Genomic DNA, 15591 nt, shown 5'->3' on the forward strand with positions numbered 1-15591 from the left:
TTTCTGATTTCATCAGAAACTTCGCCTTCCTCCGAGGCATAAGGCCGCTGTTTTGCTAAATTGCGGCTCCCGAAGAAGAGAGAGACAGAGAAAGGTCATGCCAGCATCAGCTCATTCCAACGAGCAATATGAAACTCTGCTGCGCGACGTCAGCCTGGCGTTAGGCGACGCAGTGTTGCAGTTAATCAAAAACCATAAAAAAGTATCCGGCGGCAATATTCTTTCACAGCTGGTGACCGAAATAGAGCGGGAGCAGGATCAGCAACGTTTCGCCGCGCTGCGTTCCGCCATTGAGCTGGTCGGGTTGGCACCCAAAGGCTGAGTTCCCGATAAAACAAAGGCAGGGCTTGCGCCCTGCCTGAGGTTAATGACAAACCTGATGACATTACCAGGTTTACCGAAGACAACCTTTAAAATAAGGAAAATCAATTCATTGATTTTCGACTGCTCACCACAAAGGAGGAAAAACCACGCTTTTTCCTCCTTTGTCAGCAAGCTAAGGCAGGGCTTACGCCCTGCCTGATTACCACTCCCGACACAGGATGAAGGTAATGAAATTGCCGCTTAGAAGCGATACGTCAAGCTGACGGCAACGATATCATCGTTGGCCAGTTTCAGTTTGTTATTGTCGCTCAGCTGGTTGATTTGATAATCAACGTAGGTGTACATATTTTTGTTGAAGTAGTAAGTCGCCCCCACTTCCACATATTTCACCAGGTCGGCATCACCGATCCCTTCGATATCCTTGCCTTTGGACTGCACGTAGCCCAAGGAAGGACGCAGGCCGTTTTCGAATTGATACTGGGCCACCACTTCGAAGTTTTGCGTTTTATTGGCGAAGCCGGAGGTGCCACTGACGCTGATCGGCGTCATGTTACGGGTTTCGGCATACATCGCGGCCAGGTAAACCTGGTTGGCGTCGTATTTCACTGCGGTGGTCCATGCAGTGGCGCTGTCGCCCTTACCATACTGCAGCTCTTTTTGCTTGCTGGTGCGGTTAGAATCAGAGAACGCCGCCGCTACGCCGATGCCGGAACCGCCGATGTCCTGGTAGTCCAGGGACAGGCCGTAACCGTCGCCGTTTTGCTTGGTCACGCTGCGACCGTCGCCGTCGTTTTTACCCTGATACTGCACCGCCAGATTCAGGCCTTCCACCAAACCGAAGAAATCACGGTTACGGTAGGTAGCCAAACCGTTGGAACGGGCGGTCATAAAGTTATCGGTATAGCTGTAGGAGTCGCCGCCGAATTCTGGCAGCATGTCGGTGTAAGCCTCGGCGTCATACACCACACCGTAGTTACGGCCGTAGTCGAAAGAACCGTAGTTGCCGAATTTCAGCCCCGCGAAGCCCAGACGCGTTTTGGTGCCGGCGGTGCCCTGCGCTTCGTCGTGATTGGCCTGGACGTTGTATTCCCACTGACCGTAACCGGTCAACTGGTCATTGATTTGCGTTTCGCCTTTGAAGCCCAGGCGAACATAGGTCATATCGCCGTCATTGGACTTACTGTCGCTGAAATAATGCTTGGCGTTAACGCGGCCGTACAGGTCGAGTTTATTACCATCCTTATTGTAGATTTCAGCCGCGTTGGCGAAGGAGGTGATCGCCCCGAGGGCGACAGCTAAGGCTAATACACTGCGTTTCATCATTTATTTTCCTAGATATTATAATTAGAACCCTGCCCGTCACGCCCAATTTATAGTTTGGGCTGTGATTTTATCTTTTGGTATTTTATGAGCCCCCCTAATGTGGGGTGATGTGACATTAGCATCATGAATCAAAACTTAAAATCAAAAAGTTCATGAAACAACGAGGAGAAAGCATGTTTATTTGTAACTAAATATTTCAAAAAAGAAAGAATATAACCTATTGAATATAAGAATTTTTTATCACATAACTTATAACCAAAATGGTGCATCGCACTATTTTGGTGCATTTTGGTTTCGTTTTGCGTGCTTTCTGCGCGATTCAAAAGTAACAACAAAATTAGCATGGTTATTAAAAACGTTACTTATTTCACATTTTTATCTTAACAATCTCACCAGGCAATTAAGGCTTTCAGATAACGACCTTATACAGCCTTTTATTCACGTGTATAAAAGGAGGTATTAGGAACGAATAAAATTCGCCTTAGGGCAATTAAAATAGCGGGAAATAGCAGAGCAAAATAATGAACGGAATAACGGCGGCGCGCTGACGGCGCCGCCGAGGATAAATCAATAGAGCGTAGAACGGGAAACTTCGCTCAACAGCATGCCAGCGCGCAGGCCCAGCGCCACAGTGGGGTTAGGGAACAGTATCCACGCGCCCTCTTGGCCAACGCGATAGTCCTCCTGCGGCTGCTCGCACAGCAACATCCCCGGTTTCAACTCGGTGAAGTTAGCCGTGTCATCATCCAGGTGCAGCTTGAAATCCTCGCTGTGTTTGATCAACGAATGCATCACACGGAATACCCGGATCGCCTCGCCCTCGCGCTCCGGCAACGGCCCCTCGCTGACCGCCGCCCGCAAAGCGCGATCGATGGCAGCAAACTGCTGTAGATCGTTGCTGCCAAACGGTCGCGCCTTGCCCAGCTCGAGCGTACAGCTCGCCGCATTGAGATGCTCGCTGGAATAGTGGCTAAACGTCCCGCCTGGTGCGCTGTGCACCACCAGCGCATCCAAATCGGCGGCATCCAGCAGCTTCAACATCGGCTCACTGTACGGGCGTTTCTGGAAAGGCAGAATGCCGAAACGTGGCAACCGCGATTCACGGATGGCGGTGTGCAGATCGTAATGGAAACGCGCCGCCAGTTCCCCATCGAAAAAGGCGGCGAGCGCACGCTCCAACTGCTGCGCACGCACGGTCTCGCCGCTGGCGGCGAAGTTGCGGTAGCGGCCGCCGAACATGCGGTTCATGTCGCTGTGCAGATAACGCTTGCCGGCCCGCATCGCCGCCGGGTTGCCCAGCACCACCAACAGCCGCACCGTCAGCGGCAACCGGCCGATCAGCAGATCGCCAACCAGCTGATTGAGCAGTTCAATCGGCGCGGTTTCGTTGCCGTGCACGCCCGCCGACATGACCATCGCCTGGCGGTAAGGCTGCCGCGGCATGAGCTCCAGCACGCCTTCCCCCTGCCAACGCCAGCGCAGCTGCGGCGTTTCACCTTGCCATTCGACGGGTTCGTTCCCTTCCAGCGTCAGGGGCAGTAGATCGATCATGCCGCCTCCCTTAGCGTTGGAACGGATAAATGGCGCCGAGACCGAGGATCGACGTCAGCGAATCCAGCGCCTCACGCCCTTCGCGCAGCAGCAGCGGATCGGCCAGGTCATCCTGCGTCAGGCGATCGCGGTAATGGCGATCCACCCACTCGTTCAGCGTCGCGAACAGCCGCTCGTTCATCATCACGCGTGGATTCACCGCCCGCAGCTCCTGCTCGTTGAGCGCCACCCGCAACCGCAGGCAGGCCGGGCCGCCGCCGTTGCGCATGCTTTCGCGCAGGTCAAACACGCGAATTTCATCGATCGGGCCGCCGCTGCCGACCATGTCGTTCAGATAACGCCACACGCCGGCATGTTGGCGCGACTCTTCTGGCACCACGATCATCATCTTGCCGTTCGGCTTGGTGAGAATTTGGCTGTTGAACAGATAGGTCGCTACCGCGTCCGCCACCGAGACGCGCTCTGTCGGCACCTCGATTGCCACCAGCTCGCTGTCCAGCGTCGCCATCTTGCGGCGCACGTCATCCAACGCCTGTTGCTGGCGGTAAAACGCCTGCTGGTGGTGGAACAGCACGTTCTGGTTACTGACCGCTATCACGTCGTTATGGAATACGCCCTGATCGATCACCGCCGGGTTTTGCTGTACGAAGACCGTATGCTGCTCGTCCAGTTGGTGCAGGCGAGCGATTGCCTCGCCGGCTTCGCGCGTTTGGCGCGCCGGATAACGCGTCGGCGCCGTTTCGCCACCGAATTCCTGACGACCGTAGACGAACATCTGCACGCTGCGCTTGGCGTAGTCGCCGCCCAGACGGTTATGGTTGGCCGCCCCTTCGTCGCCGAATAACGCCACCTGCGGCAGCGCCTCGTGGTGGGCAAAATGCCGATCGTCGCTGAACATCGCCCGCAATACGGCGGTGGTGGTTTCCGCCTCGATGGCGCGGTGGAATTTATTGTTCAGGTTGGCGGCAGTGAAGTGCACCTTGCCGTCGGTGCTGTCCGCCGAGGGCGACACGGTGGCCGCATTGGCGGTCCACATGCAAGACGCCGAGCTGAGCGCCGACAGCAAACGCGGTGATTGACGCATCACCTGCGCCAGCACCGTCTCATCGCTGCCGCTGAAGCCCAGGCGACGCAGCATCGGCAGATGCGGCCGCTCCTGCGGCGGCAATACCCCTTGCTGGAAACCGAGATCGGCCAGCGCCTTCATTTTCAGCAGACCTTGCTTCGCCGCCAGCTTCGGGTTCGATACGCTGTTTTGATGCTGCGTAGAGGCCTCGTTACCGAACGACAGCCCGGCATAGTGGTGCGTCGGCCCCACCAAACCGTCGAAATTGACTTCATATCCTGACATGGCTATCCCCTGGGGATGGCCTGCGGCAGCGCCATCGCGCCGCCGCAGACGATTAACGGAACGACAAGCCCGGCGAGAGCGTCGCCGGCAGCGACAGGCTTTCGCTTTCCAGCGACGCCATCGGCCAGGCGCAATAGTCCGCCGCATAGAAGGCGCTTGGGCGATGGTTGCCGGAGGCTCCCACGCCACCGAACGGCGCCGCGCTGGACGCTCCGGTCAGCGGCTTGTTCCAGTTGACGATGCCGGCACGCGCTTCCAGTAGCAACCGCTCGAACAGCTCACGCTGCGGCGATACCAGCCCCACCGACAGGCCGTAGCGCGTCCGGTTGGCCAGCTGCAGCGCCTCGTCGAAATCGCGGTAACGCACAATCGTGGTCAACGGCCCGAAGTACTCTTCGTCCGGTACGCCGGCCACGCCGGTCAGCTCGATGATGCCCGGGCTGAGCAGCGAACTGCCCGGCTCCAGCAGGCGCATGGTCAGCAGCGATTTGCCGCCCAGCGCCAGCAAGTTTTGCTGCGCTTTCAGCATGTTCTCCGCCGCGGCTGCCGACACCACCCCGCCCATGAACGGCTGCGGTTCGGCATCCCAACGGCCAACGCGCAGTTCGCCCGCGACCTGAACCAAACGCGCGATAAAGGCGTCGCCTTCCGCCCCCTGCTTCACCAAAATGCGGCGTGAACAGGTGCAGCGTTGGCCGGCGGAGATAAACGCCGATTGGATAGCCAGGTTGACCGCCGCGTCGCGATCCTCGAAGCCATCGACGATCAGCGCGTTGTTACCGCCCATCTCCAGCGCCAGGATCTTCTCCGGCTGCCCCGCCAATTGGCGATGCAGGTGATAGCCGGTGCCGGCGCTGCCGGTGAACAGCAGGCCGTCGATATCCGCACTGGCCGCCAGCGCTTCGCCGGTTTCCCGGCCGCCTTGCACCAGATTGATCACCCCGTCCGGCAGGCCGGCCTGCTGCCACAGCTTCAGGGTTTCCTCGGCGGTCAGCGGCGTCAGCTCGCTCGGTTTGAACACCACGCAGTTTCCGGCCAGCAGCGCCGGCACGATATGGCCGTTCGGCAGATGGCCGGGGAAGTTGTAAGGCCCAAACACCGCCAGCACGCCGTGCGGGCGATGACGCAGCACCGAAGCGCCGTCGGCCATCGCCGTCTGGCTAAAACCGGTGCGCGATTGGTAGGCCTGCAGCGAAATGCCCACTTTACCGATCATCGCCTGAATTTCGGTCAACGTTTCCCAACGCGGTTTACCGGTCTCACGGCTGATGGTTTCCGCCAGCGACTGTTTGTGCTCTTCCAGCAAGGCGGCGAAGCGTTTCACCAGCTGTTCGCGCTGTTCAAACGGCGTACGCGCCCAGGCGGGAAACGCGGCACGCGCGGCCTCGCAGGCGGCGGCGACGTCGTCAGTATCGGCGGCGTTAGCGCGCCACAGCGGCTGGTTGCCGACCGGATCGGCTTTGCCGAACTCGGCGCCGCGGCCCTGCCGCCAGACGCCATTAATCAACAGAGCAGGATGGGACATCATGCTTTCTCCTGTGCAATAAGGGGGAGCACCCGCACCGGGCTGCCCTGCTCGACGCCCAGCGCCGCAGCGGTGGCGGCGTTGATATGCAGGCGGTCGTCATACAGTTCGGCATTGACCAACAGTGCGCGGTAGTTCTGATAGTTGTCGTTGGCCACCAGATGCACCGGCGCATCGGCGCGCATCGGCGTGTCATCCAGCACCACTTTCACCAGGCGGCTCTGCTTCACCGCGCGGATATGGTCGATCTCGGCTTCCAGCGTCGGGCCGCCGTCGAAGATATCGACGTAGCCCTGATAGCTCAGGCCTTCCGCCTCCAGCAACCGGCGTGCCGGCAGGGTTTGCGGATGCACTTCTCCGATCACTTTCTGCGCGTCTTCGGCCAGGAAATCGACATACAGCGGATGTTTCGGCATCAGTTCAGCGATAAACGCCTTTTGTCCGGTGCCGCTCAGGTAGTCCGCCTTGGCGAACTCGATGGAGAAGAAACGGTGGCCGACGCTCTCCCAGAACGGCGAACGGCCGTTTTCATCTGAGAAGCCGCGCATCTCAGCGATCAGACGGCGGGAGAAACGCTCGCGGAATGCGGCAATAAACAGGAAACGCACCTTCGACAGCAGTTTGCCGTTCTCACCGTGGCGATAGTCCGGATCGAGGAACAGCGTGCACAGCTCCGAATGGCCGGTATGATCGTTGCTGAGGAACAGGGTCGGTACCGATTTATAGACATTCAGCTGTTTGGAGGCATGTACCTGCGTGCCGACGCGGAAGCTGTACCAGGGTTCTGCCAGGCCGACGGCCACTTCGATCGCGCAGACCCCCACTGCTTTCCGGCGCTCGCTGTCCTCCAACACGAACAGATAACACTGGTCACTTTGCGGAAGTTCGCCTTGCCAGGTTTTTAACGCCCGCTCAATGCGTGCCGACAGGGTATCTTCATTTTGCGGCAGTGAAGTGAGACCGATGCCAGATTTACCGGCAAGCGTCAACAAATCCGCCAGATCGCGACGCTCTATAGGGCGAATAATCATCATAATGCGAACCTCTTCTGAATCAGGCTGCGCCGGTGAAGGCGCAGCCCGCTGATTAGCTGCAAATGCGCGCCACGGCACGCGCGAATCGCGCCAGCCCCTCTTTCACATCCTGCTCAGGGATGATCAGCGACGGCGTGAAACGCACCACGTCCGGACCGGCGATCAGCGCGATGACGCCTTCTTCGTTGGCCAGTTGGGTGATCTGCTTCGCTTTGCCGGCATAGTCCTTCGTCAATTGGCAGCCGATCAGCAAACCGCCGCCGCGAATGTCGGCGAAGATCGGGTACTGGCGATTGATGTCGTTCAACCCGTCGATGAACCACTGGTGACGCTGCTTGACGCCTTCCAGCACTTCCGGCGTGTTGATGATGGAGAACACTTCCCCCGCCACCGCCGTCGCCAGCGGGTTGCCGCCGTAGGTGGTGCCGTGGGTGCCGACACCCAGCGTTTTCGCCAGCGCATCGGTGGTCAGCATGGCGCCGATCGGGAAGCCGCCGCCCAGCGCTTTCGCGGTGGTCAACACGTCCGGCACCACGCCGTACTGCATATAGGCATACAGGTGGCCGGTGCGGCCGACGCCGGTCTGTACTTCGTCGAAGATCAGCAGCGCGTTATGACGATCGCACAGTTCACGCAGCCCCTGCAGGAAACTGGCTTCCGCCGGCAGCACGCCGCCTTCGCCCTGGATCGGCTCGACGATCACCGCGCAGGTGCGATCGTTGATAAGCTCGGCCGCTGCGGCCAGATCGTTATACGGCGTATGAGTGATGCCGCCCGGCAGCGGCGCAAAGTCCTGCGAATATTTTGGCTGGCCGCCGGCGGACACGGTAAACAGCGTGCGACCGTGGAACGCGTTGTTGAACGCCACAATCTGATCTTTACCAGCGCCGTGCTGATCGTGCGCATGTTTGCGTGCCAGTTTCAGCGCCGCTTCGTTAGCTTCGGCGCCCGAGTTACAGAAGAACACCTTGTCGGCGAAGGTGGCGTCGATCAGTTTTTTGGCCAGGCGCAGCACCGGTTCGTTGGTATAGCCATTGCCCAGATGCCACAGCTTGCCTGCCTGCTCCACCAGCGCCGCCTTGACCGCCGGGTGCGCATGCCCCAACGCGTTAACCGCGATGCCGCCGGCGAAATCGATATAAGACTTACCCTGCTGATCCCACACCTGCGATCCTTCGCCCCGCACCAGAATAAAATCGGCAGGGGCATAAACCGGGACCATCCAGTCATCGAAAGACTGGCGGGTAACTGCGATTGGCTGTTCCATAGTGACCTCATAATCTCAGCAAAGGCTGAATTTTGACTGTAAGGGTCGCTCAAGCCCGGTTAGGCCGCCACAATGCAAAAAAACCGTTGTTCAAAACCGACTTTCGCGGCGGAGAAAATACTGTCCCTTACCGCTGATTTAGAAACAAATCTGTTACATAAAATCGATTTTTCACTATTTATGGCGTATATCCGGTCCCTGAGCGGGGAGTAAATGTTAACGAGCAGTTAAAATACATGTCGTTTGATAAAGAGTGTAGAGCAGCTATCGTGCCAAAACGGGATTTTTGCCGGATTTTGCTATTTTTTACGTTAAAACAACGGCTTATATTGAATATTTATTCATTTTCTATGCATTGGTAATGCATAAATTAAAAAATAAGGCCTAAAATCACCATTGCGCGCGAAATCCTATTCAATTACGAAAAACTTTAGAATTTCTGATCGGGCTCGCAAAAATAATTTCACCCAATTTGCTCGCCCTCACACTTTTTGCCCCAATTGGGTGCAGCGGTGCGTCAGGATTGTGCAAGACGGCAGTGACGCGGAGATCCCACCTGCAACATCCCCAATACACGGGCCGCGCTGACCGCCGTCAGCCTCCACTCCCGCTTTGTTTGCCAGCGGCTACACTGTGATCCTGACCGCCCCTTCTCTTCTGCGCCCAAGGAGTCACCATGCCCAAGAAAACCGTCGATCTCAGCCAGCCACACGCCCAGCACGACATCCGCGTATTTCTCGACGCGCTGAATGCCGCCGGCGGTAAACCCATGGAACAGATGAAGCCTAAAGAGGCACGCAGGGTCTTGGAGGACGCGCAACGCAGCGTCGAGGTGCCGCTGCGCGAGGTCGAGATCAGCGAAAAAACGATTCACGTAGAAGGTCAGGATATTCTGCTGCAGCTGGTGCGGCCGGCCAGGGTCAACGAGGCGCCGCCGGTATTCATGTTCTTTCACGGCGGCGGCTGGGTGCTGGGCGATTTCCCCACCCACGAGCGCCTGGTGCGCGATCTGGTTTACAGCTCCGGCGCGGCGGCGGTGTTCGTCAACTATCCCCGCTCACCGGAGGTGCGCTACCCCGAGGCGATCAACCTGGCTTACGCCGCCACCGAATGGGTGGCCGAGTACGGCGAGAAGATCAACGTCGACGGTTCACGGCTGGCGGTGGTCGGCAACAGCGCCGGCGGCAATATGGCGGCGGTGGTCAGCCTGATGGCCAAAGAGAAAGGCATACCGGCGCTGCGTTGCCAGATCCTGCTGTGGCCCGTCACCCGTGCCCAGTTTGATACCGACTCCTATCATCAGTTCGCCGAAGGCCATTTCCTGACCCGCAACATGATGAAGTGGTTTTGGGACAGCTACGCGCCCGATAAGGCGCAGCGCAAAGATATCTACGCTTCGCCGCTCAACGCCACGCCGGAACAGCTGCGGGGCTTGCCACCGGCGCTGGTGCAGACCGCCGAGCTGGATGTGCTGCGCGATGAAGGCGAAGCTTACGCGCGTCTGCTCGATGCCGCCGGCGTCGAGGTCACCGCCACCCGCTACAACGGGCTGATCCACGACTACGGCCTGTTGAATCCGCTCGCCCACGTCCCGGCGGTGCATTCGGCGATCCACCAGGCCGGGCGCGCGTTGAAGCACTACCTGTCCTGACGCTAGCCGACCAGGTGGCAAGCCACCTGATGGCCGGGCGCCACGCTGCGCAGCTGCGGCGCCTGTTCGCGGCACTGCGCCGTGGCCAGCGGGCAGCGGGGATGGAAACGGCAGCCGCGCGGCGGGTTGGCGGGGTTCGGTGGCTCGCCGCCGGCCACCCACGCCGGCGCGCGTTGCGCATCCAGCGTCGGCACCGCTGCCAACAAGGCCTGCGTGTAGGGATGCAGCGGTTGGCGAAACAGCGCGTCGCGATCGGCGCTCTCAACGATCTGCCCCAGATACATCACTGCCACATCCTGGCACAAATGCTCCACCACGCCGAGATCGTGCGAGATAAACAGCAGCGTCACCCCTTGCCGTTCCTGCAAATCGGAGAACAGATTGATGATCTGCGCCTGAATCGACACGTCGAGCGCCGATATCGGTTCGTCTGCGACGATAAACTCCGGCTGCAGGATCAGCGCGCGCGCGATGCCGATGCGCTGGCGCTGGCCACCGGAAAACTCATGCGGAAACCGCCCATAATGCTGCGGCGACAGCCCGCAGATCGCCAGGGTATCGAGCACCCGTTCGCGCAGTTCCGCCTTGCTCGCCAGGCCGTGTTGCAACAGCGCTTCCCCAATGGCGTCGCCCACGCGCAGGCGCGGGTTCAGCGAACTGTACGGATCTTGAAACACTAACTGCATTTTCGGCCGCAGGGCGCGCAGCGCATCTTTACTCAGGCTATCCAGTGCCAGCCCTTTGAACATTACCTCACCGGCGGTTTTGTCGTGCAGGCCGAGCAGCGTGCGGCCGACGGTGGTTTTTCCGCTGCCTGACTCACCCACCAGCCCGAAAATGCGCCCCTTGCGAATGCTGAAGCTGACGTCGTCCACCGCCTTCAGTTGACCGGTGGTGCGCCCGAACAGTCCGTCGCGCAGCGGAAAATATTTCTTTAATCCTTTCACTTCCACCAAAGGTTCAGTCGACATGCGGGCGCCCTCCGGCGTTGAGGAAACAGGCGGACTGGCGCTGCGGCGTGCCGTACAGCGGCGGAATGCCATCGCGGCAGCGCGCGGTGGCCTGCGCACAGCGCTCGGCAAACGCACAGTGATCAGGCAAGCGCGCCAGATCCGGCACCTGGCCGGGAATGGAGTATAAACGGCGGAGCCGCTGGCCCGGCACCGGCCGCGAGGCGATCAGCCCCTGAGTATAAGGGTGCCGCGGTTCGGCCAGCACTTCCCGCGTCGTGCCCTGCTCGACGACGCGCCCGGCGTACATCACCGCCAGCCGATCCGCCATCTGGGCGATCACCCCAAGATCGTGGGTGATCAAGATCATCGCCATGTTGTGTCGCCGGCTCTGCTCACGCAGCAGCGCCAGGATCTGCGCTTGCACCGTAACGTCGAGCGCCGTGGTCGGTTCGTCGGCAATCAGCAGCGCCGGACGGCACCCGATCGCCATAGCGATCATCACGCGCTGCAGCATGCCACCGGAAAGCTGATGCGGATAGCAGCGCATCAGTGCCTCGGCGCGCGCTAACCCCACTTCCGTCAAGAGTTGAATCGCCTGACGCCAGGCCGCTTTCGGCGACAGGGTCAGGTGGCGAATCAGCGGCTCCACCAGCTGTTCGCCGAGGGTCAACACCGGATTGAGCGCGCTCATCGGTTCCTGAAAGATCATCGCCAGTCGGTTGCCGCGCAGATCGGCCATCTTGGAGGCCCGCAGCGACAGCAGGTTTTGCCCTTCAAAGCGAATTTCACCGCCGTCTACCTGCGCCAGCGGCTGCGGCAACAGCCCCATCAGCGCCATGGCGGTCACGCTTTTGCCGCAGCCCGACTCACCGACGATCCCCAGCGTTTGCCCGGCCTGCAGCTCAAGGCTGACCTGCTGCACCGCCCGCACCGGCCCTTGTTCCCCCTGAAACGACACCGACAGTCGCTCGAACGCCACCAGCGGTTGGCTCATCGTGTTACCCCGTTCATTTTCGGATCGAGCGCGTCCCGCAGGCCGTCGCCCAAAATATTGATCGCCACCACGGTGACGAAGATCGCCAGCCCGGGCGGCATCCACAGCCAGGGGCGGCGCTGAAAGTCGATCAGGCTATTGGCGGCGTCCATCATGTTGCCCCACGACGGCGTCGGCGGCACCACGCCCAGCCCAAGGTAGCTCAACGCCGACTCGCTGAGGATGGCGTTGGCCACCGCCATGGTGGCGACCACCACCAAAATCGGCACGGTATTGGGCAGCAGATGGCCGAAGAGACGCCGCCGGGTAGAGAGCCCCAGCACCTCGGTAGCCAACATGAAATCCCGCTCGCGCAGCGACAGGATCTGGCCGCGCACCAGCCGCGCCAGCGACGGCCAGCCCAGCAGGCTCAGCATGATCATCACCATGTAGATGCGGTAGTCCGGCGACACGTCGAGTTCGGTCAGCATCGCCCCCATGATGATCAGCAGCGGCAGGCCGGGAATGGTCATCAGCAGATCGGCGAAGCGCATGATCAGCCTGTCCGCCACGCCCCCCAGATAACCGGAAAGCGCCCCCAGCACGTAGCCCAGTGTCACCGACAGCAGCATCGACACCAGGCCGATGGTCAGCGATATCCGCCCCGCCAGCAGCAGCCGGGTGCAGATATCGCGGCCGAGAAAGTCGGTGCCCAGCCAGTGCGCGCCGCTCGGCGCCTGGTTGATATTCAGCACGTCGCCGGCATCGTCGCGCCACGGCGAAAGCGACGGCCCAATCAGGCACAGCAGCGCCAACAGCACCAGCAACGCCAGCGAAATCATCGCCGGTCGGTGGCGGCGCAAACGTCGCCAGGCCTGAGCGGCGGGCGGTGGCGACAGTTGCGCCAGCGCAGGCAGCTGTGCCTGTCGCCAGCGGCGACGGCGGCCGAAAAACAGCGTAACCAACATCGTGTTACCTCAAGCGAATGCGCGGGTCGGCGTAGGCGTACAGAATATCCGCCAGCAGATTGCCGAGAATGGTCAAGGCGGCCAGAAACAGCGTGAACCCCATCAATACCGGGTAATCACGCGCCGCCAACGAATCGATATGGATATGTCCGGCGCCCGGCCAGTTGAAGATTTTTTCGGTGATCAGCGCGCCGGAGAACAATCCCGGCAGCTCGAACCCCAGCAGGGTGATGATCGGCAACAGCGCATTGCGCAGCGCGTGTTTGAGGATCACCGTTTTCTCCCTGAGCCCCTTGGCGCGCGCGGTGCGGATATAGTCCATGCGGATCACCTCCAGCATGCTGGCGCGAAAATAGCGCGTCAGGCTACCGGCCTGCAGCATCACCAGCGCCAGCACCGGTAACAGCAGGTGCGCCGCCACCTCCAGCGCCCAGGCCAGTCCGCTCGCTTCGCTGCCGGTGCGCAACATACCGCCCGCCGGTAGCCAGTGCAGGTCGACGGCGAACCATTTGATCAGCAGCAGACACAGGAAGAACGTCGGAAACGACATAGCGGCGAACACCGCCACGGTGATCAGATGATCGAACAGCGAATAGGGTTTCATCGCCGAGATCACCCCCACCGCCAACGCGATGCCCCAATACAGCACCATCGCCACCGCCGCCAGCAGGAACGAGTTCCAGATGTATTGATTCAGCAACGTGCTGACCGGGATCTGATACTGCAGCGAAAAACCGAGATCGCCCTGCAGCAAGCGGCCGAGCCAGTGCAGGTAGCGGCTGAACAACGGCTGATCCAACCCATACAGCGCCCGCAGCTCGGCGGCGCGTTGCGCGGTCAAATTGATGTTGCCGTCGATAAAATCGCCGGGCGCCAGGGCGAAAATGCAAAAAATCAGCAAGGAAGCCAACAACAGCATCGGGATAGTCTGCAACAGACGGCGCAGGATAAAGTTTCTCATCGCGGGTTCCATCGCCGCCGCCCGGAATGGCGCGGCGGCGTCAGGGCGTTACGGCGCCGGTTTGACGTTCGGCAGGCTGCCGACCAATCCGTTGTAGATATCCGGTTTAAAGCCGGTGACGCGCGCGCTGCTGGCGCTCAAAATCTCGCGGTTGCCGAGCAGGATCACCGGCGGATCGTCCGCCAACACTTGATACAGCTGGTGATACAGCGGCTTGCGCTGGGCGATATCCAGCGTGGCATTGGCCCTGGCGATCAGCGCGTCTACCTGCGGGTTGTGATAACCGGTCTCGCTCTCGCTGCTGATGAAATCGCGTACGCCGTCGTGCGGATCGTTCAGCGTACTGGTGCTGAGGGACGCCAGGTCGTAATTGCCCGCCTTGCGCTGCGCCAACAGCGCGTTGAAGTCCAATACCTGCGGTTTCAGCACCACGCCGAGCCGGCGATAGTTATCCTTGGCGATCGGCACCAGCGCGTCGTTGATCAGCTTTTTGGTTACCAGCAGCGTCAGCTCCAGCTTTTTACCGTCTTTCTGCCGGATACCGTCAGCGCCCACCTGCCAACCGGCCTCGTCCAACAGCTTTTTGGCCTTATCGAGATCGTAAGCGTAGGGATTGATGCCGTTCGCGTCATAGGACCAGGAGATCGGCGAAATCGGCTGGTTGGCGACCTTGCCGTACCCCTGGTACACCACGGCGATCAGCTTTTGCCGATCGAGGCCGTAGATCAGCGCCTGGCGCACCCGTTTATCCTGCAGCGCCGGGCGTCTGAGGTTGAAATCAACGCGGCTATAATCGCTTGAGCTGTAAAGGTTGATATTGGCGAAGCCGAGCAGCTTGAGCTGTTCGATATCGTCCGGTTTGGCGGTAAAGGCGTCGTAGTCGGTCTCACCGGTCTGGAACAGCTGGAAGTTGGTGGCCGGGTTGGTGACGCGGTAGATAAAGCGCGCCATCGGCGGCGGGCCGAGGTAAAAGTTCGGGTTGGCGTGGAAGCGGATCTCCTGCCCCGGCACGTACTTGTCGTAAATATAGGGGCCGTTGCCGAGCGGCTTGCCGTTCAAGGCGCGCACGCTGTCGAGCTTGCCGCGCTGATAGTCTTTGCCGTAGTAAGCCCGCGACAATACCGGCCCGCCAATCAGTTGCAACGTGGTCGCGCCCGGCTGGGTGGTGACGATCTGAATGGTGCGATCGTCGATCACCTTCAGCCCGCTGATGCCGGCGGCGGTACCGTTTTTATACTCGGCGCCGCCCTGGATGTGCGCCGGCGTGATATCGGTGTCGCCGTCATAGGCCGGATCGTGCAGCAGCGTCAGGGTAAAGGCGATATCGTCGGCTTTCAGCGGCGAGCCGTCGCTGTAGACCAAATTCGGACGCAGCTTAATGGTGTAGGTCAGATTATCGGGGCTGACCTGCCAGGACTCCGCCAATCGCCCTTCTGGCTTGCCCTGGCTGTCCAGGCCGATCAGGCGGCTGAAGATCACGTCGGTTACGTTCTCGTCCCAGCCGTTGGTGAACAGATACGGGTTGAAAATCCCCTGCGGTTCCGAGATGCCCGCCACCACGGTGTCTTTACGCAGTTTGGCGGCGGCCGGCACCCGAGCGGTGTCGCTGGCCGGCGTGATACCTTCGGCCAGCGTTTCCGCCTGAACGACGCCGCTCAGCCCCAGCGCGCAGACCAACGCCAGCGGTGTCAGGCGATATCGCAACAGTTT

General features: G+C 60.1%; 13 protein-coding genes. 2 read left to right on the forward strand and 11 right to left on the reverse strand.

Annotated features, from left to right (window positions below; translation table 11 throughout):
• The first annotated feature begins 97 nt into the window (after positions 1-97).
• Positions 98-322, forward strand: a complete 225-nt coding sequence (locus ACMGGW_RS12900) for a biofilm development regulator YmgB/AriR family protein (protein ID WP_016927388.1) — start codon at positions 98-100, stop codon at positions 320-322.
• A gap of 242 nt (positions 323-564) precedes the next feature.
• Here ACMGGW_RS12900 and ACMGGW_RS12905 read toward each other — a convergent pair whose 3' ends face one another.
• The 6 genes from ACMGGW_RS12905 to ACMGGW_RS12930 all read right to left on the reverse strand — a co-directional run bounded on the left by ACMGGW_RS12905 (position 565) and on the right by ACMGGW_RS12930 (position 8375).
• A complete protein-coding gene (locus ACMGGW_RS12905) occupies positions 565-1647 on the reverse strand; it encodes a porin (protein ID WP_380825012.1) in 1083 nt (360 codons plus the stop codon).
• A 567-nt stretch (positions 1648-2214) separates the two neighbouring features.
• Positions 2215-3198, reverse strand: coding sequence for a succinylglutamate desuccinylase (astE, locus tag ACMGGW_RS12910; protein WP_043143868.1), 984 nt, complete (start codon positions 3196-3198; stop codon positions 2215-2217).
• Positions 3199-3208: 10 nt separating this feature from the next.
• Positions 3209-4549: an N-succinylarginine dihydrolase gene (gene astB, locus ACMGGW_RS12915; RefSeq protein WP_197832274.1), complete on the reverse strand. Its 1341-nt coding sequence runs from the start codon at positions 4547-4549 to the stop codon at positions 3209-3211.
• A 52-nt stretch (positions 4550-4601) separates the two neighbouring features.
• Positions 4602-6074 (reverse strand): succinylglutamate-semialdehyde dehydrogenase, encoded by a 1473-nt coding sequence (gene astD, locus ACMGGW_RS12920; protein ID WP_049209079.1) that lies wholly within the window; start codon positions 6072-6074, stop codon positions 4602-4604.
• A complete protein-coding gene (gene astA, locus ACMGGW_RS12925) occupies positions 6074-7108 on the reverse strand; it encodes an arginine N-succinyltransferase (RefSeq protein ID WP_025303179.1) in 1035 nt (344 codons plus the stop codon). Before astA ends, astD begins: the two co-directional genes overlap by 1 nt.
• A 52-nt stretch (positions 7109-7160) precedes the next feature.
• Complete coding sequence (locus ACMGGW_RS12930) at positions 7161-8375, reverse strand: aspartate aminotransferase family protein (protein ID WP_025303180.1); 1215 nt, start codon at positions 8373-8375, stop codon at positions 7161-7163.
• 676 nt (positions 8376-9051) lie between these two features.
• On the opposite strand from ACMGGW_RS12930, the gene ACMGGW_RS12935 reads away from it, so the two are divergent.
• Positions 9052-10026, forward strand: a complete 975-nt coding sequence (locus ACMGGW_RS12935) for an alpha/beta hydrolase (RefSeq protein ID WP_049209026.1) — start codon at positions 9052-9054, stop codon at positions 10024-10026.
• 2 nt (positions 10027-10028) lie between these two features.
• Here ACMGGW_RS12935 and ACMGGW_RS12940 read toward each other — a convergent pair whose 3' ends face one another.
• Genes ACMGGW_RS12940 through ACMGGW_RS12960 form a run of 5 tightly spaced genes read right to left on the reverse strand, consistent with a single transcriptional unit; the run spans position 10029 to position 15585 of the window.
• On the reverse strand, positions 10029-10997 hold the full coding sequence (locus ACMGGW_RS12940) for an ABC transporter ATP-binding protein (protein WP_025303182.1): 969 nt from the start codon (positions 10995-10997) through the stop codon (positions 10029-10031).
• Entirely contained in the window at positions 10987-11973 is a 987-nt protein-coding gene (locus ACMGGW_RS12945; RefSeq protein WP_049204093.1) for an ABC transporter ATP-binding protein, read from the reverse strand. Before ACMGGW_RS12945 ends, ACMGGW_RS12940 begins: the two co-directional genes overlap by 11 nt.
• Positions 11970-12920 carry an oligopeptide ABC transporter permease gene (gene opp4C, locus ACMGGW_RS12950; RefSeq protein ID WP_043143878.1) on the reverse strand — a complete coding sequence of 317 codons (951 nt, stop codon included), beginning with the start codon at positions 12918-12920 and terminating at the stop codon, positions 11970-11972. The genes ACMGGW_RS12945 and opp4C overlap by 4 nt, the downstream gene beginning before the upstream one ends.
• 4 nt (positions 12921-12924) lie before the next feature.
• Positions 12925-13881 (reverse strand): ABC transporter permease, encoded by a 957-nt coding sequence (locus tag ACMGGW_RS12955; RefSeq protein ID WP_004934604.1) that lies wholly within the window; start codon positions 13879-13881, stop codon positions 12925-12927.
• Positions 13882-13929: 48 nt separating this feature from the next.
• Complete coding sequence (locus ACMGGW_RS12960; protein ID WP_376788152.1) at positions 13930-15585, reverse strand: ABC transporter substrate-binding protein; 1656 nt, start codon at positions 15583-15585, stop codon at positions 13930-13932.
• Between the last annotated feature and the right edge of the window lie 6 nt (positions 15586-15591).

The organism is Serratia sp. BNK-4, assembly GCF_048685115.1.
GTDB lineage: Bacteria > Pseudomonadota > Gammaproteobacteria > Enterobacterales > Enterobacteriaceae > Serratia > Serratia bockelmannii.